The organism is Erwinia sp. E602 (genome assembly GCF_018141005.1).
Lineage (GTDB): Bacteria > Pseudomonadota > Gammaproteobacteria > Enterobacterales > Enterobacteriaceae > Erwinia.
In genome coordinates this window covers 2,897,872-2,923,935 of record NZ_CP046582.1, presented here as the reverse complement: position 1 = coordinate 2,923,935, position 26,064 = coordinate 2,897,872, and the positions used below count along the sequence as shown (strand labels likewise).

Sequence of the window (26,064 nt, the reverse complement as noted above, 5' to 3'; positions counted from 1 at the left end):
CTCTGTTAGCGATTAATTGACCGACCAATGCGGGCATAGGTATGCCTTACCCCGCGGATCGCGATACTGTATGCCAGAATGTTTTCTGGCAATGCCACCCCCATATAACCCGTGTCGCCAATATGATGCAGATCGGCTCCTGCCATTTTGCTCATCAGCGCTATCTGACGAATGGTGTTGATATCTGCCCCCTCCTGTGATGTACCAATCGCTGTCATTACCAGTGCGCCCTGGCTGTGCGCAGCATCAATAAGCGATGCGACGCGCTGCTGGCTCATTCCGGGCACCGTACCCGGTGCCGGAAGTAAAACAACATCAGCCCCCTGGGAGGCGAACCCGATCACGTCCTCTTCGTTAATAATGCGATTGCCGCTTTCCTGTACGATCCCCGCGCCGTGCATTTTTCCGGCGATGATAACAGCGCTTTCTTTAACCGCATCGCGAATATCTCTGACAGCCATTCCCAGAGCGTGATTGCTGACGCCATTATTGGGATTGCCGGTCAGCACCAGAAATTTCACACCCATATCAACTAACTTACGCGCATTTTCTACTGTTGCGGCGCGTCCCGGTTTCATTTTCCAGATATTGTCATGAGCAACGGCAAACTCAGGATCAACCGCCTCAAGATTTACGCCAATGAGACGCCCCGTCAGGCGTTGTAGTTCACGCAGTATTTGCGGTGGTGCAATGTTTGCAGGAAGCCCGCGGATCTGAGGGTTTTCAAGATCAAACATGTTAATCAGTAAGATATCCGCGCCTTGTGATGCAGCCAGTTCCGCATTTGTCACGTCGTTGAGCAGTGGCTGAGTTATTGCAATGGTTTCACTCACCATTACCCGGCCTTCACTGGCACGGATAGCATACAAAAGCGCTTTTTTATCCATCGACATATAATCAGAAGCACAGCAGTCCAGTAAGCGTTTGTTCGTCATGACAGTTTTACCTTATTGATTAACTAACGAGCGAATTTCATCAGCAATAGTTTCAGCCTGCGTCCCGACAATGACCTGCAGCCCCGTATTTCCACGTTTGACAATACCCATGGCACCCAGGTTTTTAAGCTCGTGCTCCTGAATATTGTCCATGCTGACTACCTCCAGCCGCAGGCGCGTAATGCAGGAGTCAATACGCGTTAAATTATTCCCGCCACCGAGCGCGGCGAGATAGGCCGCTGCACGGTGCGCCGAGGTAACAGGAGGCGAAAAAGACTTATCCGTTTCTTCTCTTCCCGGCGTGGCCAGATTGAAACGGCTTATAAAAAACCTGAACAAGAAATAATAGATCAGCGCCCACAGTATACCTATTGGAAATATCAACAAGGGGCGTGAAGAAAGCCCAAAGGACAGCACATAGTCAATCAGGCCAGCAGAGAAGGTAAATCCCATTTTGATGCCTAGGGCCTGGCATACGGCCATAGCGACACCGGTCAGTAAGGCATGGATACCGTAGAGCACAGGGGACAGAAACAGAAAGGTGTATTCAACGGGCTCAGTTATACCCGTCAGTAACGTTGTCAGTGCCAGCGAAAGAAACAGCCCTGCTACGGCAGAACGCGTTTTTTTCGGCGCGGCGTGATACATGGCCAGACATGCTGCTGGCAGCGCGAACATAAATACCGGGAAAAACCCCGTCATAAATGCCCCCGCTGACGGGTCGCCTGAAAAGAACCGGTGAATATCGCCGGTAATAACAGTTCCATCGGCAGTGGTATATGCACCAAACACAAACCAGACCAGCGAATTGACGATATGGTGCAGGCCCACGACGCGGAAGATAACGTTCAGCATACCGTAGACAAACGGGCCAACCGGACCCGATGCGATCAGCCAGTTTCCCACCGCATTCACGCCGTGCTGCACCGGTGCCCATGCCCATCCCAGCGCAACGCCGATGACCAGGCAGCTTAATCCCGTAGCGATCGGAACAAAACGCTTACCGCCAAAAAAAGCCAGGAATTCCGGCAACCTGATATTACAGAAGCGGTTGTAGATAAATCCGGCTAACAGCCCGGTCAGAATACCGGCCAGCACCCCCATATTCAGCTCGGGATTGATAGCCTGCATGACGGAAGTCAGAACCAGATAGCCAATGGTGCCCGCCAGGCTGGCAGCGCAGTGGTTATCTTTTGCCAGCCCACCGCTGATGCCCATGGAAAACAGCAGCGGAAGGTTGTCAAACAGCGTTTGTCCGGCTTTGGTGATAAAACTGATATCCAGAACATCAGGTTGCCCCAGGCGTAACAGCAACCCGGCTATCGGTAAAACGGCAATAGGCAGCATCAGAGCCTTACCCAGCCGTTGCATCATAAGAAAGACGTTTCCCTGCATAAAGTCACCTCAAAAGTACCCGTACAGATTATAAAAAATCGATATGTACCATTAATGCACCTTTGATAGACCTTTCATAAGCAACCGATGTTGTTTTTGAATCTGGATGAAAATTTGTGGTGCGGATCACGCTCAGCGGGTTGCAATATCATTCTGATGATGACAATCCCGCGTCACTGGATAACAATTGGTTCACTCATTCTGAACCAGTCAGGATATCCACGAAGACCTATGAGCACATCCTCACCAACTGAATTCCACCTTGATGAATCCAGCAGGCTGCCGCTGTATTTACAACTGGTGAATTGCATAAAAACTGCAATTAGCGAAGGTCGCTTACGTGCAGGCGATGTCCTGCCGTCAGAGCGGACGCTGGTAGAGATGCTGCAGGTTGCGCGTGGCACGGTTCGTAAGGCCCTGTTACAGCTGCTGGAAGAGGGCATTCTCTTACGCAATCAGGGAGTGGGAACATTTATTGCGCCGCATGTGCGTCAGTCCCTGCCGTTTCTGGAGAGCTTCAGTGAAATGGCTGCGGCCAGCGGCGGCACGGCGCAAAGTGATCTGATGGGGTATCTGCGGCGGCCATGCTCGCCGGATGAGCGTCGTGCCTTGCAAATGGCAGAGGGCAATGACGAAATAGTGGAACTGACCCGACTCAGAAAGGTTAACGGCATTGCCGTTTCCCTCCAGCTGGCGATTCTTCCGGCGCATTTGCTGGATAACGTCGGTGAGCTGGGTGAGTCTTTGTACCGGCACCTGGAAAAGAAAGGTGCCCGGGTACTGCGGGCAACCCAGAACTTTAGCGCAGCGATGACGGACGCTAAACTGGCATACTACCTTGGCACCGACGAGAATGAGCCCGTGTTACTGGTGACCCGGACGGGCTTTACACATAACGACCGGCCGGTTGAACATACCCGAACCTGGTGTCTTAACAATTACTGTGATTTTACGATTGAGCTGCATTCTAAAAACGAATGAAGACAATAATCAGTTTTAAAGCCTGATGAGATGGGCTCTTCATGCTCATCAAATGCCGCGGGAGGAGAGTGAGTCAGCCAGGAAACGGCCGGCTGAAACCGGTTGCCAGCCACACCCGCTGTTCACTGGGTTTTTACGTGATGGTGGAGTGTAAGGCTGCACCGGCACTCATTACTGCCAGCCATCCCATCTTCACCGATTTTTCCGTAAAGCCCACTGCGGCACTTGTTTGCCCACCCCGCCGGCACTATCCTCGCCCCAGCCATAAATGCCAACGCTTACCCGTTGCTTTACGGTTAGCGGGTGGCCGGTTCTGTCACACCTTCCGCCCGCGCTTTCGAATGCCATCCTTCCCTGCGCTGACCGTCTCGATTGTGCATCCTGGTCAGTGCCGGAATCCCTCTCAGCCCTCGCGTATCGTCCACCCGTTCATTCCGAGCCCTGCCCAGGCTTTACTTAGCGTTAATCAGGCGGGCGGCTTGCCGCCGTTCTGCACCGGTCCCCCTTTACGCCGCCGCCCGATCCTGCGGCAGCGGGATATCGGCGCTAATGCGTTCGCCGTCCGCGGCGAACACCATGCACTGGTGCGGATGGAACGCGGTCTGCAGCGTCTGGTAAGGGCGGAAATGCACGTCGCCCGGCAGCAGCAGCTTAAAGCCGTCCTGGCCGTGGCTCTGACCAAACAGGAAAGTGTTATTCCCCAGCCGCTCAACCACTTCGCAGTGGAACTCCAGCTGCAGCGGCGCGTCGCTGTTGATGCACAGATGCTCGGGGCGGATGCCTAAGGTCAGTTCGTCGCCGGGCCGCAGCTGGCGCAGCGGAGCGGGCAGGTTCAGGGTGCGTGCGCCGCCGCCGATGCTGACCACCAGTCCGGCCGCGCTGCACTCTTCCACCAGCGCGGGCAGGAAGTTCATCTTTGGTGAACCGATAAAACCGGCGACAAAACGGTTGACCGGGTTGTAGTAGAGCGCCATCGGCGAACCGGCCTGTTCTATCTTGCCGTAGTTCATCACCACGATCTTATCGGCCAGCGTCATCGCTTCGACCTGGTCGTGGGTGACATACACCATCGTGGTCTTCAGCTCCTGATGCAGTTTAGCGATATGCAGGCGCATCTCCACGCGCAGCTCGGCGTCGAGGTTCGAGAGCGGCTCATCGAACATAAATACCCGCGGATTGCGTACGATCGCCCGGCCAATCGCCACGCGCTGGCGCTGGCCGCCGGAGAGCTGTTTAGGCTTGCGGTCCAGCAGGTGAGAGAGCTGCAGGGTTTTTGCCACCATCTCCACCTGGTGACGGATGCGATCCTTCGGCACGCCGTTGACCTTCAGGCCATAGCCCATATTCTCCGCCACCGTCATATGCGGGTAGAGCGCGTAGGACTGAAACACCATCGCCACGCCGCGATGGGCAGGGGCCACGTCGTTGACCACTTCATCGCCGATCAGGATCTCACCGTCGCTGACCTCCTCCAGCCCGGCAATCAGCCGCAGCAGGGTGGATTTACCGCAGCCGGAAGGGCCGACGAAGACGGCAAACTCACCCGCCTCGATATCCAGTTGAATATTTTTGAGCGTTTCGGTTTTGTCAAAGCGCTTGCTGACGTTTCTCAGTCTGATACCGGACATGCGGACCTCATCGGAAGGAAGAATAACGGTAAAATGTATTACGTGTAACAAGTTGGCGTTTGATGACGCCAGCCTTGCACTGCCTGAGTTGACTATAACTCCCTGATGTTATGCCCCCTACCGGTGATTTCGATTTCTGTAATACCGATCACATATTAGCGCAGCAGGGCTGGAGCCGGGGCGCGGTTGCAGGTAGTTTGTAACACGACATAACCTGAAGTCCGACGCCCTACAGATAGTTTACATCGCGACTTTACAGGCTTAAGCGCCAAAAATTACGCCGCTAAATAACTAAAAATGTCATACCTTCACATGAGGTTAGCAATGAAAATGAAAACCCGTCTCTCGCTGCTGCTGTCAGCGCTGGTATTAAGTCACTCGGCGCTGGCCGCGCAGCAGTTGACCGTCTGGGAAGATATTAAGAAGTCGGCCGGCATCAAAACGGCGGTGGCCGACTTTGAGAAGCAGTTTGGCGTGCAGGTAAAGGTTCAGGAGACGCCGTTTGCCCAGCAGATTGAGAAACTGCGGCTGGATGGCCCGGCCGGCATCGGCCCGGACGTGCTGGTGATCCCCAACGATCAGCTGGGCAGCGCGGTGGTGCAGGGGCTGCTGACGCCGCTGACGCTGGATGCCGCGCACCAGGCGGCGTATACGCCGTCGGCGATGGCGGCCTTCAGCCTGAATAACCAGGCCTACGGCGTGCCGAAGGCGGTTGAGACGCTGGTGCTGATTTATAACAAAGACCTGCTGCCGTCGCCGCTGAAAACGCTGGAAGAGTACCGCCTGTTCTCGCAGAAGCAGCGCGAAGCGAAGCAGTACGGCCTGCTGGCCAAGTTTGACCAGATTTATTACAGCTGGGGCGCGATTGCGCCGATGGGCGGTTATATCTTCGGCAAAGACGGTAAAGGCGGGCTGAACACGCTGGACATCGGCCTGAACACCCCCGGCAGCGTAGAGGCGGTGACCTACCTGAAGCGCTTCTTCAGCGAAGGGCTGCTGCCGGGCGGCATCATCGGCGATAACGGCCTGAACGCCATCGACTCGCTGTTCACCGAGAAGAAAGCGGCGGCGGTGATTAACGGCCCGTGGGCGTTCCAGCCTTACCAGGCCGCCGGTATCAACTACGGCGTTGCGCCGCTGCCCGATCTGCCGAACGGCAAGCCGATGAGCTCGTTCCTCGGCGTGAAGGGCTACGTGGTTTCCACCTGGAGCAAGGACAAAGCGCTGGCGGAGAAGTTTATCAACTTCATCAACCAGCCGCAGTACGTGAAGCTGCGTTATCAGCAGACCCAGGAGATCCCGCCGCTGGTGGCGCTGATGGATGACCCGATCATCAAAGACGATGAGAAGGCCAGTGCGGTCGCCCTGCAGGCAGCGCGCGCGTCGGCGATGCCGGGCGTGCCGGAAATGCAGGAAGTGTGGGGCCCGGCCAACGCCGCGCTGGAGCTGAGCGTCTCCGGCAAGCAGGAGCCGAAAGCCGCGCTGGATAACGCCGTGAAGCAGATCCATATGCAGATCGAAGCGATGCAGGCCAGTAACCAGTAATCTCGCCGCGCGGCGGATCTAACCAGGAAGGATGAAGGTGTGACGATGTCTCCCAGTGAACCACTGATGCTTAATAAACCCTCGCGGCAGCACGCGATAACCGGCGTACTGCTGGCGCTGCTGCCCGGCTTCGGCCAGTTCTACCACCGGCAGTGGGCCAAAGGGCTGTGCTTTTTGATCCTGCTGGTCAGCTTTGCCGGGGTGTTTCACGATTTTCTGCAGCAGGGGCTGTGGGGGCTGGTGACGCTGGGTGAAACCGTGCCGCGCGATAACTCGATCTTCCTGCTGGCGGAGGGGATCATCAGCGTGCTGGTGATCGCCTTCGGCCTGGCGCTGTGGGGGCTGTCGCTGCGCGATGCCTGGCTGAACGGCCAGCGCCGCGACGCCGGCCAGCAGCTGCACAGCGTGCGTAAGCAGTATCAGATCCTGCTGCGCGAGGGCTTTCCCTACCTGATGATCACCCCCGGCTTTATCCTGCTGGTGTTTGTGGTGGTGTTCCCGATCCTGTTCGGTTTCGCCATCGCCTTCACCAACTACAACCTCTACCACACGCCGCCGGCCAAACTGGTGGACTGGGTGGGGCTGAAGAACTTTATCAACATCTTTACCCTGTCGATCTGGCGTTCGACCTTCTTCGACGTGCTGCAGTGGACGGTGGTGTGGACGCTGCTGGCGACCACGCTGCAGTGCGCCGTCGGGGTGATGCTGGCGATCCTCGTTAACCAGAAAGATCTGCCGTTTAAGGCGCTGATCCGCACCATCTTTATCCTGCCGTGGGCGGTGCCGGGCTTTGTCACTATCCTGGTGTTCGCCGGCATGTTTAACGACAGCTTTGGCGTGATCAACAACGCCATCCTCGACTTCTTTGGCATTGCGCCTAAGCCGTGGATGACCGACCCGTTCTGGAGCAAAACCGCGCTGATCATGATGCAGACCTGGCTGGGCTTCCCGTTTGTGTTTGCCATGACCACCGGCGTGCTGCAGGCGATCCCGGATGACCTGTACGAGGCGGCGAAGATGGACGGGGCCAGCGGCTGGACGCGGCTGAAAACCATCACGCTGCCGCTGGTGATGACCGCCATCGCGCCGATCATCATCACCCAGTACACCTTCAACTTTAACAACTTCAACATTATTTACCTGTTTAACAACGGCGGCCCGGCGGTGGCCGGATCCAACGCCGGCGGCACCGATATTCTCGTGTCGTGGATCTACAAGCTGACCATGTCGTCGTCGCAGTACGCGATTGCCGCCACCATCACCATCCTGCTGTCGATCTTCGTGGTGGGCGTGGCGCTGTGGCAGTTCCGCGCCACCAGTTCGTTTAAACAGGAAAGGGAGTAAGGGCATCGTGAAGGCTAAGTCAGTCAGTATCAAACGCGAAAAATGGGTGCGCCTGTCGCTCACCTGGCTGGTGGTGTTGCTGGTGTCGACCATCATCATCTACCCGCTGGTGTGGACGGTCGGTGCGTCGCTGAACGCCGGTAACAGCCTGCTCAGCAGCTCGATTATTCCGGAGAACGCCTCGTTACAGCACTACCGTAACCTGTTTAACGGCCAGGTGCCGTACCTCACCTGGTACTGGAACTCGATGAAAATCAGCTTCTTTACCATGGTGCTGACGCTTATCAGCGTCAGCTGTACCGCCTACGCCTTCTCGCGCTTTCGCTTTAAGGGGCGGCAGAACGGGCTGATGCTGTTCCTGCTGCTGCAGATGATCCCGCAGTTCTCGGCGCTGATCGCCATCTTCGTGCTGTCGCAGCTGCTGGGGCTGATTAACAGCCACCTGGCGCTGGTGCTGATCTACGTCGGCGGCATGATCCCGATGAACACTTATCTGATGAAGGGCTATCTCGACGCCATTCCGAAAGATCTCGACGAGTCGGCGCGGATGGATGGCGCGGGCAACTTCCGCATCTTTATCGAAATCATTATGCCGCTGTCGAAGCCGATTCTGGCGGTGGTGGCGCTGTTCTCGTTCACCGGCCCACTGGGGGATTTTATTCTCTCCAGCACCATTCTGCGCAGCCCGGAGCAGTTCACCCTGCCGATCGGCCTGTATAACCTGGTGTCGCAGAAGATGGGGGCCAGCTATACCACCTACGCGGCGGGCGCGGTGCTGATTGCCGTACCGGTCGCCATTCTTTACCTGGCACTGCAAAAATACTTCGTTTCCGGCCTGACTTCAGGCAGTACAAAGGGATAAACCATGAAACCAACCTCGCTGTTTCTCGCCCTGGCGCTGGCCTGGGCGACGCCGCTGCTCGCCGCCAGCCAGCCGGTGATTGCCCCGATCGGCCCGGTGCCGGCGGACTTTGTTAAAGGCGTAGATATCTCCACGCTGGCCGAGCTGGAGAAGCAGGGCGCAAAATTCTACAACGAAGGCAACCAGTTACAGGACCCGATCGCCATCCTCAAGGCCAACGGTATCAACACCGTGCGCCTGCGTCTTTGGGTCGACCCTTATGATGCGTCAGGCCACGGCTACGGCGGCGGCACCAACGACCTGGCCACCACCCTGGCGCTGGCCAAACGTGCCAAAGCGGCGGGCATGCACCTGCTGCTCGACTTCCACTACAGCGACTTCTGGACCGATCCGGGCAAGCAGTTTAAGCCAAAGGCGTGGGAAAAACTGAGCTTCCCGCAGCTGGAAACGCGCATTCACGACTACACCCGCGACACCATCGCCCGCTTTAAGGCCGAGGGCGTGCTGCCGGAAATGGTGCAGATCGGCAACGAGCTGAACGGCGGCATGCTGTGGCCGGAGGGTAAAAGCTGGGGGCAGAACGGCGGCGAGTTTGACCGGCTGGCCGGGCTGCTGAAGGCGGCGATTGGCGGCCTGCGCGAGAACCTCAGCGATCCTGCGCAGGTAAAAATCATGCTGCACCTGGCGGAGGGCACCAAAAATGACACCTTCCGCTGGTGGTTCGACGAGATCACCCGTCGTCAGGTGCCGTTCGACGTGATCGGCCTGTCGATGTACACCTACTGGAACGGCCCGATTAGCGCGCTGAAGGCCAATATGGATGACATCAGCCAGCGCTATAACAAGGACGTGATGGTGGTGGAAGCCGCCTACGCGTACACGCTGGAGAACTGCGACAGCGCGGAGAACAGCTTCCAGGCGAAGGAGGAGAAAGACGGCGGCTACCCGGCCAGCGTCACCGGGCAGGCCGACTACCTGCGTGACCTGATGAAGGCGGTGCTGGCGGTGCCCGGCCACCGTGGTAAAGGGGTGGTCTACTGGGAGCCGACGTGGATCCCGGCCGCCGGTAACACCTGGGCCACGCCGGAAGGCATGAAGTATATCCACGACGAGTGGAAGCAGGGCAACGCGCGCGAAAACCAGGCGCTGTTCGACTGCCGCGGCAAAGTGCTGCCCTCGATCAACGTTTTCCATTAATTCGCCGGCCTGCGGGCCGGTGCTTTTCTCTATTTAAGGAATCACCATGCGTAAATTTCCACCGCTGCTGCCAGGGGTGAACGGCCTGCTGCACGGCGCGGACTACAATCCGGAGCAGTGGCAGCACCAGCCGGGCATTATCGACGAAGATATGGCGATGATGCGCCAGGCCAGCTGTAACGTAATGTCGGTCGGCATCTTCAGCTGGGCCAAGCTGGAGCCGGAAGAGGGGCGCTATGATTTCGCCTGGCTGGACCAGGTGCTCGACAAGCTGCACGAAAACGGTATCTCCGCCTTCCTCGCCACGCCGAGCGGCGCGCGCCCGGCGTGGATGTCGCAGAAATACCCTGAAGTGCTGCGCGTGGGGCGCGACCGGGTGCCGGCGCTGCACGGCGGCCGCCACAACCACTGCATGACCTCGCCGGTTTACCGCGATAAGGTGCAGCAGATGAACCGTCAGCTGGCGGAGCGCTATGCTCACCATCCGGCGGTAATCGGCTGGCATATCTCTAACGAATACGGCGGCGAGTGCCACTGCGATCGTTGCCAGCAGGCGTTTCGCGGCTGGCTGCAGCGGCGCTATGAGACGCTGGAGCAGCTGAACCTCGCCTGGTGGAGCGACTTCTGGAGCCACACCTACGGCGACTGGTCGCAGGTGGTGTCGCCCGCACCGCAGGGCGAAGCCTCGATCCACGGCCTGAACCTTGACTGGCGGCGCTTTATGACCGACCAGGTGACCGACTTCTGCACCCAGGAAATCAAGCCGCTGAAGGCGGTTAACCCGCAGCTGCCGGCCACCACCAACTTTATGGAGTACTTCTACGACTACGACTACTGGAAGCTGGCGCAGCCGCTCGACTTTATCAGCTGGGACAGCTACCCAATGTGGCACAACCAGCAGGATGAGACCGGGCTGGCCTGCTACACCGCCATGTATCACGACCTGATGCGCACCCTGAAGCAGGGGCAGCCGTTCGTGCTGATGGAGTCGACCCCCAGCGCCACCAACTGGCAGCCGACGAGCAAGCTGAAGAAGCCGGGGATGCATATTCTCTCCTCACTGCAGGCGGTGGCGCACGGCGCGGATGCGGTGCAGTACTTCCAGTGGCGCAAGAGCCGCGGCTCGGTCGAGAAGTTTCACGGCGCGGTGGTCGATCACGTCGGCCACCTCGATACCCGCACCGGCCGCGAAGTGAGCGAGCTGGGCCGCATGCTGGCGGCGATGTCGCCGGTGCAGGGCAGCCGGGTTGCGGCGAAGGTGGCGATTATCTTCGACTGGGAGAGCCGCTGGGCGATGGATAACGCGCAGGGCCCGCGCAATCTCGGCCTGCACTATGAGCGTACCGTTAACGAACACTACCGCACCTTCTGGGAGCAGGGCGTGGCGGTGGATATCATCAACGCCGACGTCGATCTCACCCCTTACCAGCTGGTGATCGCGCCGATGCTGTATATGGTGCGTGACGGCTTCGCCGGACGGGTGGAGCGGCACCTGCGCGACGGCGGGCACTTTGTCGCCAGCTACTGGAGCGGCATCGTCAACGAAAGCGACCTCTGCCACCTCGGCGGCTTCCCCGGCCCGCTGCGGCCGCTGCTCGGCATCTGGGCGGAGGAGATCGACAGCCTGACCGACGATGAGTCCAACGCCGTGCAGGGCGTGGAGGGCAATGCGCTGGGGCTGAAAGGTCCGTATCAGGCGCGCGAGCTGTGCGAGCATATTCACCTGGAGGGCGCAACGGCGCTGGCCAGCTATCAGAGCGACTTCTACGCCGGGCAGCCTGCCGTCACGGTGAATAACGTCGGGCAGGGCAAGGCCTGGTATATCGCCTCACGCAACGATCTGGCCTTCCACCGCGACTTCTGCGGTGCGCTGATTCAGCAGCTGGCGCTGCCGCGTGCGCTGGAGGCAGAGCTGCCAGCGGGGGTGGTGGCCGCGCGGCGTACCGACGGTGAGCAGGCGTTTATCTTCCTGCAGAACTACACCGGCCAGCCGCAGACGCTGGCCCTGCCAGCCGGCATCAGCGATCTGACAGACGGTACGCCGCTGGTCGGTCAGCTGACGCTGGATGCATGGGGCTGCCGCGTGCTGCGTGGGCCGCGGCCAGGCTGAACTGACAGCACTCATCTGTACACGCGTCCCGCCCTGCGGGCGCGCTAATCGCGGGCTTCGGCCCGTTTTTTTATGGTGATAAGAGGGGATAAACATGAGCCTGAAAGCATTTAAGCACTACTTCAGCCGCCAGGGCGCAGCGAAGGAGATCGGCACCACGGACGCCGCCGCAGAGGCGACTGACCCGGCCGACGGCGTGCTGCTGGACCGGTTAATGCGCGACTTCGGCGGGCGCGACAATATCGTGCAGGTGGACGCCTGCCTGACCCGGCTGCGCGTTACGGTGAAGTCGCTGGCGGCGGTGGATGCCGCCGGACTGCAGCAGGCGGGGGCGATCGGCGTGGTGATCCTCGGCCATGAGGTGCACGCCATCTTCGGCACCCGCTCGGACAGCCTGCGCCAGCTGCTGGAGGCGCGCTTCTTCAGCCCGCGCTAAAAAAAAGGATAACCGGTAACGGTTATCCCAATTTACAGCCAGGTGCTTGCAGTCACAGGAAAAAACGACCGGAGAGGAGCAGGGCGAACGACGGCGGTAGCCTGTGCCGGCGTTCGCCTGAGAAATGCTGAGTACTCTGCCGCCCGCACGGTGGCGGGCGGCAGCAGATGATGGGGTCTCAGGCCAGGCTTACCACCACGCCTCAACCTGCACGCCGAAGTTCCAGGTGTTGCTGGCGGTGCCGTCCTGGAAGCTGTGGCCCTGTTCAGAGTCGTTCAGGTAGGAAGCAAACACGCGCAGCTCGGGGCGCGACATAAACTCCGGACCGGCCGCCAGGCCCAGCGCCAGGGTATATTTCTGCCCGGCCTGCTTATAGTCGCTGCCGTCTTTATTCTGGTCTTTCTGCCAGAAGCTGCCCGCCTCGCCGATGCCGCGCACGTAGTCGGTAAACTGGTACTGCGCGCGGCCGACCAGCGACAGCAGGGTGCTCTTGTCGGTGTACGCGGTCAGATCGCTGGCGGCACCCCAGGTGATCACCTGATTCAGTGACAGCTTATCGGTGATCGGCAGCAGGCCGGTGTTGATCACCCGGTAACCGGTGGCGTCGCGGGTGTCGTTCCACATGTCGTACCAGCCGCCGCCCTGCGAGATAACGTTCTGCGCCAGCCCTTTATTGGCGTACTGCAGCACCAGCTTCTGATAGCCGCCCCACACGTCCTGGCTGATTTCGCCGGTGAGCATCACGCCGTTGTCGGCCTCGTACAGCCCGCCGTACTCTTTCTGCTTGTTGGTCGGGTTAGGCATGGCGTAATCGACGCCAAACTCGGTCCAGGCACCGTTCCACGGCTTCCAGCCCGCGTAGCGCACGTCAAGGTAGTTGATGTTGACGTCGTTATCGCCGTCGGCGCGGTAGTCAACGTCGTTAGCATCGCCACGGATCCAGGCGACGGAGACGGCGCCCGGGCCAAGGGTATAGTTCTCAATACCGGCACCGGAGCCGGAGATATTCCAGTATTTGGTGTCGATGATATGCAGATCGTGGCGCTGGTAGTAGCGCTTACCGCCCCAGATCACCGCGTTCTTATCGCCGGGGATCAGCCCTTTGATCTGCAGGTTCAGCTGGCGCAGGCCAAACTCGGCGTCGTCGCCGAAGGTGGTTTCGTTATCGTTGGAGCCGTCAGAGAACATGCTGACCATGGTGTCGACGTAGAAGCTGACGTCATCCTTTTTGTACACTTCGCTGCCCAGCTCGATCTCACCGTAGGTGTCGTTCTCGTTGCCCAGGCGGCCGACCTTGTTTTTCTGAAACTGCTCCATACCGCCGTCACGCGAGACGCCGACGCCGCCGCGCAGGTAGCCGTGGAAGTCGATATTGTCGATCGCGGCGAAAACCGAAGGCGTAGCCAGTGCGGCGGCAAGTGCCACGGCGGTTGCGTGTAATCTAGTGTTCATGTCAGCCTCTTGTTATTTGTAATACGTTCACATAGTGGCGACAGTAAACGCCTGCTGACAAACATCCTGCAATTGCAATGTCAAAATTGTGTGATTTACTGCAAGTATTTTCCCTTAATTTGTAACGATCGGTGAGGCAGATCACCGATTTTGACATGTGAACGTCGTACTTATTTGTTATTCTGTTGCCATTGAGACTGAGTTGACCTGTCCCTTGATGCGGCTGTGTTACAATTCGTCCATCTGCCATCAGGGATGCCAGCCATGAAATCGAAGAGTGCCACTTTAGAGGACGTCGCCCGCCACGCTGGCGTCTCCTATCAGACCGTTTCGCGCGTGCTGAACAAGTCCGCCAACGTCTCGGAAACCACGCGCAGCCGGGTGGAGAAGGCCATCGAGGCGCTGCGCTACGTGCCGAACCGGCTGGCGCAGCAGCTGGTGGGCAAGCAGAGCACCACCCTCGGGCTGGTGACCACCTCGCTGGCGCTGCACGCGCCGTCGCAGGTGGCCGCCGCGGTGAAACGCTACGCCAACGCCGCCGACTATCAGGTGCTGATCGCCATGATCGATGAGAACGTCAGTCAAAGCCTGCAGTCGGCGATTAACGAACTGAAGTCGCAGCTGGTGGATAAGGTGATCGTAAACGTCCCGCTGGAGACGGCGGACGCAGAGCACATCGTCGAGCAGAACCAGGATATCCTCTGCCTGTTCCTCGACGTCGACCCGTTCAGCTCGGTGTTTAACGTTTCGTTTAACCCGGCCGACGGCACCCGCGCCAGCGTGAAATATCTCTATGAGCAGGGGCACCGCGAGTTTGCCCTGCTGGCCGGGCCGCAGGAGTCGGTGTCCGCCCGGCTGCGGCTGAAGAGCTGGCAGGAAACGCTGGAAAGCTACCGGCTGCAGCCGGTCAGCGTGGTGCACGGCAACTGGGACGCGCAGAGCGGCTACAGCGGCGTGCTGCAGATGCTGCATGAGTCGTCGGGCTTCACCGCGCTGCTGGTGGGTAACGATCAGATGGCGCTCGGCGTGCTCAGCGCGCTGCACCAGCGCGGCGTGGCGGTGCCGGGGCAGATTTCGGTGATCGGCTACGACGATACTTATGAGAGCGCCTTCTTCCATCCGTCGCTGAGTACCGTGTCGCTGGATCTCGATCGTCAGGGAAAAGAGGCGGTGGAGCATATCCTGCAGGCCAGCGATGATGACGTCAGCCGCTCGTCGTCGATCCTGCCGGCCCGGCTGGTGGTGCGCAATTCCAGCGGCGTGGCCGGTCAGGCGGAACGGGATTTACAGCAGATTGCCGAACAGCTGCGGGCGATTGCCAGCCGGCTGGGGTAAATACGGGTAACATCAGGCTGCGGGGGAGGAGAACGTTAATCTGCGGATGATTTACTGAGAAAGGATAATATCGGTCCGGAAAACAGAGACGTACGTGTACCGTTTCCGGACCTGAAATCACGCCGAATGGGCAGGTTGTCAGAAGGCCGTTAGTACAGGCCTGTCAGGGCCTGCAGTAAATACCTCGATTACAGCGTCCTGACCAGCATCTGGTACTGGTTGTTGTTAAAGCTGAAGCCACCGGCGGAAGCCAGCCCGACCTTATTCAGATGAAAGTGCATCGAACGCGGGTTGATCTCATTAACGAAGGTCACCAGCACCTTGTACTTCTGTCTGAAGATCGCGCAGTGCGCGTCAATCATCGCCTCGGCCAGGCCCAGGCCGCGCCAGGCTGAATCGACGCAGATCGGACCGTACTGATAGGAGTTATCGACGTTCAGCGTCAGCCCGCCAACCTGGTATTTATCCAGCTCGCCTGCCATATATTCAAACATCGGCCAGCGGCTGAGAAACTGCCATGAGCCGGCAATAATAAAGCCCACCACCCTGCCGTCGGCGTCGCTGCTGACGATCACCCCGCGTTCGTCCGCTATCAGGCTGGCCAACTGCTCCGCGTTAATGTTGGTGGTGACAAAACCCTGATCGCGCTCGTGGTCACTGATGGTGTTGGTGTGGTATTTCGCCAGCAGGCTGAGCAGCGAAGGGATATCGCCGGAGGTAGCTTCCCTGACCTGAACGTTATTGACCGCGTTTGACATTGATCCTTCCTTGCAAGTAATTGACTGAAGTCACTCTGTTTTCCTGATGTGCATAACAGATTAGCGGGCGTGAATTTTAAACACAACTGGAAAATAACGGCGTCGCGCGTCAGCTATCTGCCGCCGTTGTGGGCGACATCAGCCCTGTTGCTGGGCGCGTTATCCAGCGGCACCGAACCCCTGATGCTGGCGGAGCTCTGTCGTCGTCAGGCTTTCGTTATTTCACGCACGTCCTGCCGTCTGCGTTGGGTCCGCTATAACGCTGTCGCGGTGCCAGTACCTTATTAGCTGAGAATACGCGACCGGCACACGTCCAGAATCTCATCTGCCAGAGGATCGTCATCCGGGCAGGCGCGGGACAGTACCAGTGCACCCACCAGATGTGCGATGGTGTCGATCAGGTCGGCACGTGTCGCGCCATTTTCCGCTGCTAACAGGGTCAGCTGACGTTCAATCCCGGCGGCAAACGTCGCCTTAATAAGTCCGGGCTGGCGGGCGGTATCCGCGGCCAGCGCCGACATTACACAGCCGTTGCCCCGGCAGTCGCGGTGCTGCCGGGAGAGGTAAAATTCGACAAACTGTTCCCGGCTCACACCCTGAGTGCTCTCTGCGGATTGTGAAAACCCGCAGCTCATGGCCTCTGACATCAGGTCGGCCTTAGAGCCGAAGTGCTTGTAGAACCCGCCGTGCGTTAAACCGGCCGCCGACATCAGCTCTGCGACGCCGACACCGTCATAGCCCCGTTCGCGGAACAACGCCGAGGCGGTTTCAACGATACGCTTACGGTTTTCCCGCACCTGCTCTTTTGACACCTTCATGGCTGTTCCGACCCTCTTAAACAATGCAGGTCATAATTATACATTGATGATGACCATAATCAAACAGGTTGACTTTTTAGATGTCGACCATCATCATTAAGCCTGTACCACCCCTTCTCTCCGGCAGACAGGGGGAGGTCAGCGAGTCGTTCTGCGCTGCCACGACCTGGTTTTGGTCGCGCGTGACCAGGCCAGACTGGAAACGCTGGCCGGGCGTCTGCGACAGGAGAATGGTATTGCTGTGGATGTACTGCCTGCCGATCTGACGCAGTCGGCAGAGGTCGCAGAGCGCTATAAAACCCGTTAAATCATTCCGTATGGACGGTCTTCTCATCACGCAGAGGAGACCCTCACAACCTTAACAAAATGAATAATAAAACGATGAAAGCCTTTACCTTCAAACGCTATGGTAAATCCCCCGGGTTGGGATTCGAAGAGATCGCCTGTCCTGCACCCGGTCCCGGGGAGATTCTGGTCAGGGTGCATGCGGCCGGCCTGAATCCAATCGATAACATGATCCCAACCGGAATATTTAAGCCGGTGCTGCATTTTAAACTCTCTGCCACACTGGGAAGCGATCTGGCGGGTGTGGTGGTGGCCGTGGGACGCCGCGTAACGCGATTTGCGCCCGGCGACGAAATCTACGCCAGCACTTTCGATACGGGAACCGGCTCTCTGGCCGGATTTGCCGTGGTGCCTGAAAGTGCCGCTGCGTTAAAACCGGCAAACCTGGATTTCGTGCAGGCGGCTGCGCTGCCGATGGTGGCCCTGACCTCCTGGCAGGCCTTAAACGAGCGCGCCGGGCTGCGCGCGGGTCAGAAGGTTTTCATCCCGGCAGGTTCGGGGGGCATTGGTAGTTTTGCGATACAACTGGCGAAGCACCTTGGCGCAACGGTGGCCACGACCACCAGCACCGGCAACGTCGGGTGGGTAACGCAGCTTGGTGCTGACGAGGTGGTTGACTATAAAAAGGAGGCATTTGAAAACGTGCTGAGTGGCTATGATGTGGTGCTTGGCACGCTCAGGGGGGATGTGCTTGAAAAATCCACCCGGATCCTCAAGCCTGGCGGCAAGGTTGTTTCCCTTATCGGGCCGTTAGACGCCGCGTTTGCGCGGGAGCGTGGATTAAACGTCGTTTTACGGCTGGTCTTCGGGCTGATGAGCCGCAAAATAATGCGTTTAGCAAAACAACGCGGCCTGACGTATTCCTTTCTCTTTGTACATCCTGATGGCGGGCAGCTCAGCCAAATCAGCAAACTGATCGAAGCGGAACAGATCATACCCGTGGTAGACAGGGTGTTTCCATTTACTGAAACTGAGGATGCACTGGCTTACCTTGCGGCAGGGCGTGCGAAGGGGAAAGTGGTGATTGAGATGCCGAAGTCATAACGTTCGCTGGAAAATGAACAAAAAAAAACCGCACAAGGCGGTTTTTTTTATCACTTCACTTCGCTTATTGGCTCAGGCTTTAGCCTTCATCGCGACAAAAAGCGCCGGTGAGTGGCTGGTTATCAGAGCGCAACAACGTTGGCAGCTGATGGACCTTTAGCGCCGTTCTCGATAGAGAACTCCACTTTCTGGCCTTCGTCCAGGGTTTTGAAATCGTTGCTCTGGATAGCAGAGAAGTGTACGAACACGTCTTTGCTGCCATCTTCAGGAGAGATGAAACCGAAACCTTTCTCAGGGTTGAACCACTTTACTAAACCAGTCATTTTGTTAGACATAGATACTTCCTTTCATTTTTTGAGCCACTGACGTGGCGAACATGGCCTGTTTTGCAGATTTTGACTTATGCGGCACTTAGGAGGAGGCTCATGAAGAAGAGTATCTGGCGATATCACTTGAAATGAGGACTGCTTTACTAAAACTGCGTTCATAAGGTCTGTATTCCAAACCGATGACGCCATAGTAGTCTCGTTTGAGTTTACTTGTCAAGGTTTGATTTTATTAATGTTATTTGTCCGTAATGATGCCAGACGTTGCACAGCACGGGTTCAGTGTTTGTGCCAGTTTCTCTATACCTGCAACAATTTCTGCCGGGGAATGTGCCGCAAAACCTAACAGTATCGCCGGCTTAACGGGTTTTATCTGGCAGTACCGTGAAAGCGGTTGTGCGCCCAGACCCGCCTTACGGCACTGAGCGATCATATAAGATTCTTCAATCTCTGATGATAATCAACAGACGAGTTGATCCAGCCATTGCAGGGAAATAAATCACTGCAGCCGACGCCAATATTAAAGGTCATGTGGCTTCCGGCCTGCGGTAAGGTGGCGTCCCGGATGTTTTTCATCACCTGCCGGTGCGGGTTGATGTCGGCGGGGCCATTGAAGGGGCTGAACGGGTTAGTGGAGGAGCCTCCAGGGGCTTGTTGTGCTGGAAAAGCAAAAAGCCCGCACAGTTTCCTGAGCGGGCTTCTTAAATTTGGCTCCTCTGACTGGACTCGAACCAGTGACATACGGATTAACAGTCCGCCGTTCTACCGACTGAACTACAGAGGAATCGTGTGAACGGGGCGAATATTAACGATCTGTTCCCGCGCTGTCAACAGCAAAAAACATGTTTGCTTTCAACTGGCTGCGTTTACAGCAACCCGGCGCATAATTGAACATATACGTGGTCATTTCCCCCAGCTGGCGTATTCATTCTTAACACCCTTAACAAGGCTTTACCGCCGCCACTATGGCTGTGATGGGGGCGGCCTGCCGGCGTCAGCTAACAGGGATTGGCGCGGTAGCCGAACTGTCGCTAAAGCGTTGCAATCGTAAAGCGGGATCCTGGCGATAAAACTGGCAGAAACGCTGGTACAGCGAGGGAAAGCGTTCCACCAGCAGCTCGGGGGCGCTAAAGAAATATTCGGAGAGCACGGCAAAGCACTCGGCCGGATCGCTGGCGGCGTAGGCGTCAATGGTCGCCGCCTCTTCGCCCAGCAGGTCCACCTCTTCCTGAATCGCATCGATCGCCGCATGCAGGTCGCGCTCCCAGCCCGCGACTTCGCGCAGCGGGATCGCCGGAATGCCGGTCGCCTCACCGCTGCCGCGCGCGTCCAGCTTGTGCGCGACCTCATGCACCACCAGGTTAAAGCCGGAGCAGTCGAACGAGTCCTGAATATCCTGCCAGTTGAGCACCACCGGCCCCTGCTGCCAGCTCTGGCCGGACTGCACCATGCGTTCGCGGTGCACCAGGCCAAAGTCATCCTGCCACTCGTCCTCGACGATAAAGGGAGCGGGGTAGAGCAGCACCTCGTGGAAGCCGTCCAGCCAGTCGTAGCCGAGGTTAAGCACCGGCAGGCAGAACAGCAGCGCCAGCCGGCACTGCTGCAGGTCGTCAGCGACGAAACCCTGCAGTCCGGCCAGGCGTTTCTGGCGCAAAAAGCGGGCGGCCAGCGCGACCAGCGCCTGGCGTTCAGACTGATCCAGCGCCGCCAGCAGCGGGATAGCCAGCGCCTGCTGCCACGGCAGCTCCGCGCCTGCGGCGCGCTCGTCATCTTTCCACGGCCATTTAAACATGCTGTGCGGCTCCTGTCCGGTAGAGGCTATACCATGCCGCAGCCAGGGCGCGCGTGCAACCCCGGAGAAAATGGCAGCGTTGAAATGAAAACGAGAGGTATTCAATCAGTTATCGACAGAAATGTCTGTGACGGTGCGCAAAACGCGTTGAAAAAGACGGCAAACCGCAGCGCTTACAGGCGCTTAAAGTCGATCACCCACACCCACGGGTTGACCTCCCAGCTGGTATCACCGTACTGCGTGGCCCAGGCCCTGCGCCAGGCGTCCTGCGGCGCTACGCCGGGGGTTTGCGCAGCGAAGAAGCTGTTAAGGAAGTGGCTGGTGTACTGCACGCCTTCCGCCTCGATATCCTGCTCGCTGATCGCCTGCACTTTTTCTACCCGCACCCCGGTGATCTGCAGGGTGATGCGGCTGGCCCAGCGCGGCATATGGATCCCGGCCTGCCAGCCTGAGTGCTGGTTATCCGGTTCGCCGTCCCAGTCGCCGCTGTCGGCGCGGTACTGGCAGTAGGCGCTGTTTTCAAAGGCGGCCGGCTGCCGCTGATAGTGCGCCACCTCGGTGGGGGAGACCAGCGGGCCGCGCCAGGTTTCGCGGACCCACAGCCGATCGCCGGGCTGGCCAAACGGACAGTGAAAGCTGAGGTTTTCCATGCCGGTGACCCGATTGCCCTGCTGCTGATTATGCAGCACGTCAATGCCGTAGCAGCCTTCATGATTATCCTGGGCGGGGCCAGGCAGCTGTGATTTCATAATTCGACGGGTCTGCCGCTGGCGATCGGCCAGCAGAGCGCGGACGCGCTGTTCGCTGAAAAGAATCGGGCGTTCTTTCATGAGTGGTACCTCTGTGTTGCAGTCCCGTATCGAATCAGTGGTATGAAATAGCTGAAATTACAATACAGAATTTTCGAAACTCATGCTGCAAAAGTGAGTCACTTTTGCGCCATTTTAAACATCAGCATAGCTTATAAAAAACCAGCAGGGCGGCGGCAGATCACAATTCGCCAGAAGGATTGATTAGCCCACCGGGGCAGGACGCGATAAACGCGCTGTTTGGGCGTAAAATAACTGCAATATTAATGCATTACAATTCGGTTAAGCATCGTATTTTTCGGCAAGCGATAGGTAATTCCGTTGATGGTTAATTATTGCCGCAGTTTGCGATGCCAGCGAGGCGGAGCCGGTCGGCGATAAAAAGTCCGTTGTTCATTATCTGTTCTTACTCATCTTCGCGCGCGCCGATAAAACGTACAATCTGTGATGCAGCCCAATAAAGGGGTTGCTGAAACCGTTCCTCCAGGGCTATAAATTTGATACAGATCGCATTAAGTGATGAAACGAACCGCCTGTTGCAGTGGACAATCCCGCTGACATCTCGACAAGTCTGAATAACAAGGAGAAGTCTATGAGCCTGACCGACTGGCAATCCCGTTTTGAAACCTTCCTGCATGCGACCTGGCAGAAAGAGGATAAGGCGCATGATGTGGCGCACCTGACGCGCGTCTGGCAGACGGCGCAGCGCATTATGCAGGGCAGCGATGCCGATCCGCTGATCGTGCTGACCAGCTGCTACTTCCATGACATCGTCAATCTGCCGAAGAATCACCCGCAGCGTCATCTCGCTTCGGCGCAGGCCGCGGAGGAGGCCCGCCGCATTCTGCAGCAGACGTTCCCCGATTTCCCCGGCGATAAAATCGCGGCGGTGATGCACGCGGTACACGCCCACAGCTTTAGCGCGGCGGTAACGCCGGAGACGCTGGAAGCAAAAATCGTGCAGGACGCCGACCGGCTCGAGTCGCTGGGCGCGATTGGCCTGGCGCGGGTGTTCTACGTCTCCGGGGCATTAGGGCGTTCGCTGTTTGACAGCCACGACCCGCTGGCGCGCGAAAGGCCGCTGGATGATGCCGAGTGGGCGCTGGACCATTTCCAGCGCAAATTACTTAAGCTGCCTGAAACCATGCAGACCGCAGAAGGGCGGCGGCTGGCGCAGCATAACGCCGATTTTCTGGTCACCTATATGGCCAAACTGTGCGCCGAGCTTAAGGGCGACTTCTGCGGGCTCGATCGCGAGGTGCTGGCAGAGTTTGCGCAGAATTCAGCCAAATATTAAATTTTTATGACAGTATGGTGAATCACCCTCTAACAGGCTACGGTGTCTGAGAACATTCTTAGGAGAATCAGGTATGACCGACACCGTTAGCTTAACTTTGAAGATCGATCCCGCCTTAAAAGAGACCCTGAAAGCGCTGGCGCTGGAAAACCAGACCACTATCAGCTACGAAGTCAGCCAGCGCCTGATCCAGTCGCTCTCCACCGTGGCCGAACCGGAAGTGGATCACACTGAAACCACCGAAGAGGGCGCTCCGCTTACCGCGGCTGAACTGAAGCAGATCCGCACGTTGCTGAAAAAAGGCAAAAAGAAGAAGTAATCCACTGACGTTGCGCTGAACAGCCGATAGCGGGCTGGCGGGATAATCTTAACGGTTATCCTGCCAGCCCGCTTTTTTATTGCCTGGGTCAGCCTCTGTCCAGGACAAACTGGCTGACGCTGTGCGCCAGCCGGCTGGCGTGATCGACCAGCGCGCCGGCGGTATCGCCGCTGCGGCGGGTGAGCTGCTCGCTCTGCTGCACCTGTTCATTTAAGCGGCCGATTTCGCCGGCGATAGCGGTAACACGCTGGCTCTGCGCGTCGGCGTTCTGCTGCAGATCCGCCAGCTGGCTGACCACGCCGGAGACGGCCTGCGCAATCTGCTGATACAACCCCTCCAGCGACTGTACCTGACTAAAGCCGTGGCCGATATGCTGCTGGGTGTTGCCGATCAGTTGGTCAATGTCGCGCGTCGAGGCGCTGCTTTTGTGCGACAGCAGGCCAATCTCTTTTGCCACCACCGAGAAGCTCCGCCCCCAGGCACCGGCGTGCGCCGACTCGATGGCGGCGTTCAGCGCCAGCAGGCGGGTCTGCATTGAGATGCTGTCCAGCAGGGTGACGATACCGGCGATCTCACCCGAGGCATCGACGATCTGCCGCATCTGTGCCTCTACCGCCTGCACCACGTCGCCGCAGCGGCGGGTGAGGGCGTCAGCGTCCTGGCTCTGCTGGGTGGCGTGGCGGGTGAACGCCACGCTGTGACCGACCTCTTCCGCCACCCGATTCAGGCGCTGGCTGATATGGTCGAACGCCGCGCGCTGCTGAAGGTTATGGCTGCCAAACGCCTCGCTGTGCTGCGCCATGCTGTCGGCGGACCGGTGTACGGCACCGGCGATGGCGTTGATCTCCCCGACCATCTGCCGCAGGCCGTCCTGCATCGCCGCCACGCTGTGGCTGAGCTGGCGGATCTCAACGGCCTGCAGCCGCGACGGCGGCAGCTGGCGCGAGAGGTCGCCGGTGGCGATGTGGTTCAGCCAGCCGGCCAGCCGGTTCAGCGGCAGGACCACCCCGCGCAGCAGCAGCCCGCCGCCCAGCAGCAGCATCAGTGCCAGCAGCGCGGAAACCGCCAGCGACAGGTTGCGGCTGTTGGTCAGCGAGCTGAGGGTCGACTGGCTCAGCGCAGCTGACTGCTGAGCGGCCGCCCTGAGCTCGGCGTAATAAGCGTCATTAAACTGCTGCTGAAAGGCCTGCATCGGCACCATAAAGAAGGCGTCGATATTGCTGTCGTGCAGGCCCTTCAGCTGCTCCTGCAGCCCGTCGGCCAGCAGGCTGAAGTTCTGCTGCAGGGGGCCGCCCTGTTCCGCCGGGTAGCGGGCAAACAGCGCACGGGCGGCGTCCAGCGACTGCTGAGCGCCGTCGGCGAGGCTCTTCCAGCTGTCGACCGACCCGCTCTGCTGGTCCTGCATCAGATAGATGCCGGCGCGGTGGCTGTTATCACTGGCGGTTAACAGCTCCATTCGCGCCTTATCCAGCAGCGCCTGGCGGGCGCTGAGCTGCTGCGCGGTGGCCACGCCGTGTCCGGTGCTGGCCACCAGCCGGGTCAGCACCAGCACGCTCAGGCACTGCAACAGCACAAACAGCAGCAGAAACAGCGTAAAGCCGCCGCGCAGGCTCTTCAGCCCGGCGGGCAGGCGCAGCAGGGCAAGCGGTGAGAAACGAAGGCGGCGCAGCGGCAGAACCGAAAGCAGGGACATGAGGCATTCCTGAAAAGAAAAAACCGCAGTATTGGCGGCAATCATGACGGTTGTGTTACAGCGCTGGATTGTTGATGGCAAACGGCGGATCGTTGCGGATTAAGGCAAATTTGCCAATTTTTCAACGCGCTGATTTGAGTCCTCACTGGGTCAACTAAGTGATAGACTGGCACGCATTCACCCCTTATACATCGAGTGACGATGAGCGATTTTGATCAGGTAGCCAGCCAGCTGGCAGAGCAGGCGCGCCAGCTGGCCGAACAGAAGCAGCAGCAGGATCGTCAGCTGCTGCTGCGGGTTCTGGAGATCTATGACCAGAAGACCGTGGCGGCCACGCTGCGCAAGGTCAGCCAGCAGGAGTGGACGCGGGAGTCCATCAACCGCTGGGTAAAGGGCAACGGCCGTAAGGCCTTCAGCGAGGCGGAGGTCAGCCTGCTGCACTCGATGCTGCCCGCACCGCCGGCGCACCACCCTGACTACGCCTTCCGCTTTGTCGATCTGTTTGCCGGTATCGGCGGTATCCGCAGCGGCTTCGAGGCGATCGGCGGGCAGTGCGTGTTCACCAGCGAGTGGAACAAGCACGCGGTGCGCACCTACAAGGCCAACTGGTACTGCGACGAGCAGCAGCACCGCTTTAATCAGGATATCCGCGATATTACGCTGAGCGGCCAGACTGGGGTGGACGAGCAGCAGGCCTATCAGCATATCCGCCAGCAGGTGCCCGATCACGACGTGCTGCTGGCCGGTTTTCCCTGCCAGCCGTTTTCGCTGGCCGGTGTGTCGAAGAAAAACGCCCTTGGCCGCGCGCACGGCTTTGAATGTGAAGCACAGGGCACGCTGTTTTTCGACGTGGCGCGGATTATTACCGCTAAACGCCCGGCGATTTTCGTGCTGGAAAACGTTAAAAACCTGAAAAGCCACGATGGCGGCAACACCTTCCGCATCATTATGGCCACCCTTGACGAGCTGGGCTACGACGTCGCGGATGCCGATGTGACCGGAGCCGGCGATCCAAAAATTGTCGATGGCCGTCACTTCCTGCCGCAGCACCGCGAACGCATCGTGCTGGTGGGCTTCCGCCGCGATCTGCAGCTGCCCGCCTTCAGCCTCAGCGCGCTCCCCGGCCTCTATCCGCCGCAGCGCACGCCGCTCAGGGCGCTGCTGGAGCCGCAGCCGGACGAGAAGTACATCCTCACCCCGACGCTGTGGAACTATCTCTACCAGTACGCGAAGAAGCACCAGGCGCGCGGCAACGGCTTTGGCTTTGGCCTGGTCGACCCGGCGCATGAACAGGGCGTGGTGCGCACGCTCTCCGCCCGCTACTATAAAGATGGCTCGGAGATCCTGATCGACCGCGGCTGGGACCGGGAGCTGGGCGAAGTGGACTTCAACGACGCCGCTAACCAGCAGCGCCGCCCGCGCCGCCTGACCCCGCGCGAGTGCGCGCGGCTGATGGGCTTCGAGCAGCCCGGCAAGTATGCGTTCCGCATCCCGGTGTCCGATACCCAGGCGTACCGCCAGTTTGGTAACTCGGTGGTGGTGCCGGCCTTTGCGGCGGTAGCGAAACTGCTTAAGCCGTGGATCGAACAGGCGGTGGCGCTGCGCGGTAAGCCGGGCGACCGGTGAGCAGGGATATTTTCACC

At 58.8% G+C, this 26,064-nt stretch carries 23 protein-coding genes, 1 tRNA gene and 1 pseudogene; 13 read left to right on the top strand and 12 right to left on the bottom strand.

What is annotated here, in order from left to right; translation table 11 throughout:
* Positions 1 to 5: 5 nt before the first annotated feature.
* Together GKQ23_RS14905 and nagE are read right to left on the bottom strand one after the other, a co-directional pair.
* Complete coding sequence (locus GKQ23_RS14905) at positions 6 to 935, bottom strand: haloacid dehalogenase-like hydrolase (protein ID WP_212408666.1); 930 nt, start codon at positions 933 to 935, stop codon at positions 6 to 8.
* Positions 936 to 947: 12 nt separating this feature from the next.
* Positions 948 to 2,330, bottom strand: a complete 1,383-nt coding sequence (gene nagE / locus GKQ23_RS14900) for an N-acetylglucosamine-specific PTS transporter subunit IIBC (protein ID WP_212408665.1) — start codon at positions 2,328 to 2,330, stop codon at positions 948 to 950.
* A 231-nt stretch (positions 2,331 to 2,561) separates the two neighbouring features.
* Between nagE and GKQ23_RS14895 the strand changes: the two genes are divergently transcribed.
* Complete coding sequence (locus GKQ23_RS14895; RefSeq protein WP_212408664.1) at positions 2,562 to 3,311, top strand: GntR family transcriptional regulator; 750 nt, start codon at positions 2,562 to 2,564, stop codon at positions 3,309 to 3,311.
* A gap of 506 nt (positions 3,312 to 3,817) precedes the next feature.
* Here the strand turns inward: GKQ23_RS14895 and GKQ23_RS14890 are convergent.
* Positions 3,818 to 4,939, bottom strand: a complete 1,122-nt coding sequence (locus GKQ23_RS14890; protein ID WP_056234256.1) for an ABC transporter ATP-binding protein — start codon at positions 4,937 to 4,939, stop codon at positions 3,818 to 3,820.
* 324 nt (positions 4,940 to 5,263) lie between these two features.
* On the opposite strand from GKQ23_RS14890, the gene GKQ23_RS14885 reads away from it, so the two are divergent.
* The 6 genes from GKQ23_RS14885 to GKQ23_RS14860 all read left to right on the top strand — a co-directional run bounded on the left by GKQ23_RS14885 (position 5,264) and on the right by GKQ23_RS14860 (position 12,433).
* A complete protein-coding gene (locus GKQ23_RS14885; protein WP_056234253.1) occupies positions 5,264 to 6,484 on the top strand; it encodes an extracellular solute-binding protein in 1,221 nt (406 codons plus the stop codon).
* 39 nt (positions 6,485 to 6,523) lie between these two features.
* Positions 6,524 to 7,828 carry a carbohydrate ABC transporter permease gene (locus GKQ23_RS14880; protein WP_072166324.1) on the top strand — a complete coding sequence of 435 codons (1,305 nt, stop codon included), beginning with the start codon at positions 6,524 to 6,526 and terminating at the stop codon, positions 7,826 to 7,828.
* A gap of 7 nt (positions 7,829 to 7,835) precedes the next feature.
* Positions 7,836 to 8,690 (top strand): sugar ABC transporter permease, encoded by an 855-nt coding sequence (locus tag GKQ23_RS14875; protein ID WP_056234249.1) that lies wholly within the window; start codon positions 7,836 to 7,838, stop codon positions 8,688 to 8,690.
* Between the two features lie 3 nt (positions 8,691 to 8,693).
* On the top strand, positions 8,694 to 9,887 hold the full coding sequence (locus tag GKQ23_RS14870; RefSeq protein ID WP_212408663.1) for an arabinogalactan endo-beta-1,4-galactanase: 1,194 nt from the start codon (positions 8,694 to 8,696) through the stop codon (positions 9,885 to 9,887).
* Between the two features lie 46 nt (positions 9,888 to 9,933).
* A complete protein-coding gene (locus GKQ23_RS14865; RefSeq protein ID WP_212408662.1) occupies positions 9,934 to 11,997 on the top strand; it encodes a beta-galactosidase in 2,064 nt (687 codons plus the stop codon).
* 94 nt (positions 11,998 to 12,091) lie between these two features.
* Positions 12,092 to 12,433 (top strand): glucose PTS transporter subunit EIIB, encoded by a 342-nt coding sequence (locus GKQ23_RS14860; RefSeq protein ID WP_101505798.1) that lies wholly within the window; start codon positions 12,092 to 12,094, stop codon positions 12,431 to 12,433.
* A 189-nt stretch (positions 12,434 to 12,622) separates the two neighbouring features.
* Here GKQ23_RS14860 and GKQ23_RS14855 read toward each other — a convergent pair whose 3' ends face one another.
* Entirely contained in the window at positions 12,623 to 13,885 is a 1,263-nt protein-coding gene (locus tag GKQ23_RS14855) for a maltoporin (RefSeq protein ID WP_056234239.1), read from the bottom strand.
* Between the two features lie 264 nt (positions 13,886 to 14,149).
* Here GKQ23_RS14855 and GKQ23_RS14850 point away from each other — a divergent pair, with 264 nt between their 5' ends.
* Positions 14,150 to 15,220, top strand: coding sequence for a LacI family DNA-binding transcriptional regulator (locus tag GKQ23_RS14850; RefSeq protein WP_056234236.1), 1,071 nt, complete (start codon positions 14,150 to 14,152; stop codon positions 15,218 to 15,220).
* 188 nt (positions 15,221 to 15,408) lie between these two features.
* On the opposite strand, the gene GKQ23_RS14845 is transcribed toward GKQ23_RS14850, so the two are convergent.
* Positions 15,409 to 15,978: a GNAT family N-acetyltransferase gene (locus GKQ23_RS14845; protein WP_212408661.1), complete on the bottom strand. Its 570-nt coding sequence runs from the start codon at positions 15,976 to 15,978 to the stop codon at positions 15,409 to 15,411.
* A gap of 284 nt (positions 15,979 to 16,262) precedes the next feature.
* Positions 16,263 to 16,796, bottom strand: coding sequence for a TetR/AcrR family transcriptional regulator (locus GKQ23_RS14840; RefSeq protein WP_212408660.1), 534 nt, complete (start codon positions 16,794 to 16,796; stop codon positions 16,263 to 16,265).
* 151 nt (positions 16,797 to 16,947) lie between these two features.
* Between GKQ23_RS14840 and GKQ23_RS14835 the strand changes: the two are divergent.
* Positions 16,948 to 17,082 (top strand): annotated as a pseudogene (locus GKQ23_RS14835) (SDR family oxidoreductase); the annotation flags it as partial.
* An 80-nt stretch (positions 17,083 to 17,162) separates the two neighbouring features.
* Positions 17,163 to 18,185, top strand: a complete 1,023-nt coding sequence (locus GKQ23_RS14830; protein ID WP_212408659.1) for an NADP-dependent oxidoreductase — start codon at positions 17,163 to 17,165, stop codon at positions 18,183 to 18,185.
* 122 nt (positions 18,186 to 18,307) lie between these two features.
* Here GKQ23_RS14830 and cspA read toward each other — a convergent pair whose 3' ends face one another.
* The 5 genes from cspA to GKQ23_RS14805 form a co-directional block, all read right to left on the bottom strand.
* On the bottom strand, positions 18,308 to 18,520 hold the full coding sequence (cspA, locus tag GKQ23_RS14825; protein WP_056234222.1) for an RNA chaperone/antiterminator CspA: 213 nt from the start codon (positions 18,518 to 18,520) through the stop codon (positions 18,308 to 18,310).
* 420 nt (positions 18,521 to 18,940) lie between these two features.
* Positions 18,941 to 19,252: a hypothetical protein gene (locus tag GKQ23_RS14820; protein ID WP_212408658.1), complete on the bottom strand. Its 312-nt coding sequence runs from the start codon at positions 19,250 to 19,252 to the stop codon at positions 18,941 to 18,943.
* Positions 19,220 to 19,295, bottom strand: a tRNA-Asn gene (locus GKQ23_RS14815). Before GKQ23_RS14815 ends, GKQ23_RS14820 begins: the two co-directional genes overlap by 33 nt.
* A 210-nt stretch (positions 19,296 to 19,505) precedes the next feature.
* On the bottom strand, positions 19,506 to 20,303 hold the full coding sequence (gene mtfA, locus GKQ23_RS14810) for a DgsA anti-repressor MtfA (protein ID WP_056234219.1): 798 nt from the start codon (positions 20,301 to 20,303) through the stop codon (positions 19,506 to 19,508).
* Between the two features lie 173 nt (positions 20,304 to 20,476).
* Entirely contained in the window at positions 20,477 to 21,133 is a 657-nt protein-coding gene (locus GKQ23_RS14805) for a hypothetical protein (protein WP_212408657.1), read from the bottom strand.
* A gap of 571 nt (positions 21,134 to 21,704) precedes the next feature.
* Between GKQ23_RS14805 and GKQ23_RS14800 the strand changes: the two genes are divergently transcribed.
* On the top strand, positions 21,705 to 22,409 hold the full coding sequence (locus GKQ23_RS14800; protein WP_056234212.1) for a phosphohydrolase: 705 nt from the start codon (positions 21,705 to 21,707) through the stop codon (positions 22,407 to 22,409).
* 73 nt (positions 22,410 to 22,482) lie between these two features.
* Complete coding sequence (locus tag GKQ23_RS14795; RefSeq protein ID WP_056234208.1) at positions 22,483 to 22,728, top strand: hypothetical protein; 246 nt, start codon at positions 22,483 to 22,485, stop codon at positions 22,726 to 22,728.
* Positions 22,729 to 22,816: 88 nt separating this feature from the next.
* Here the strand turns inward: GKQ23_RS14795 and GKQ23_RS14790 are convergent, their stop codons facing one another.
* Entirely contained in the window at positions 22,817 to 24,421 is a 1,605-nt protein-coding gene (locus tag GKQ23_RS14790) for a methyl-accepting chemotaxis protein (RefSeq protein WP_212408656.1), read from the bottom strand.
* 201 nt (positions 24,422 to 24,622) lie between these two features.
* On the opposite strand from GKQ23_RS14790, the gene GKQ23_RS14785 reads away from it, so the two are divergent.
* Positions 24,623 to 26,047, top strand: coding sequence for a DNA cytosine methyltransferase (locus GKQ23_RS14785; RefSeq protein WP_212408655.1), 1,425 nt, complete (start codon positions 24,623 to 24,625; stop codon positions 26,045 to 26,047).
* Positions 26,048 to 26,064: the final 17 nt, after the last annotated feature.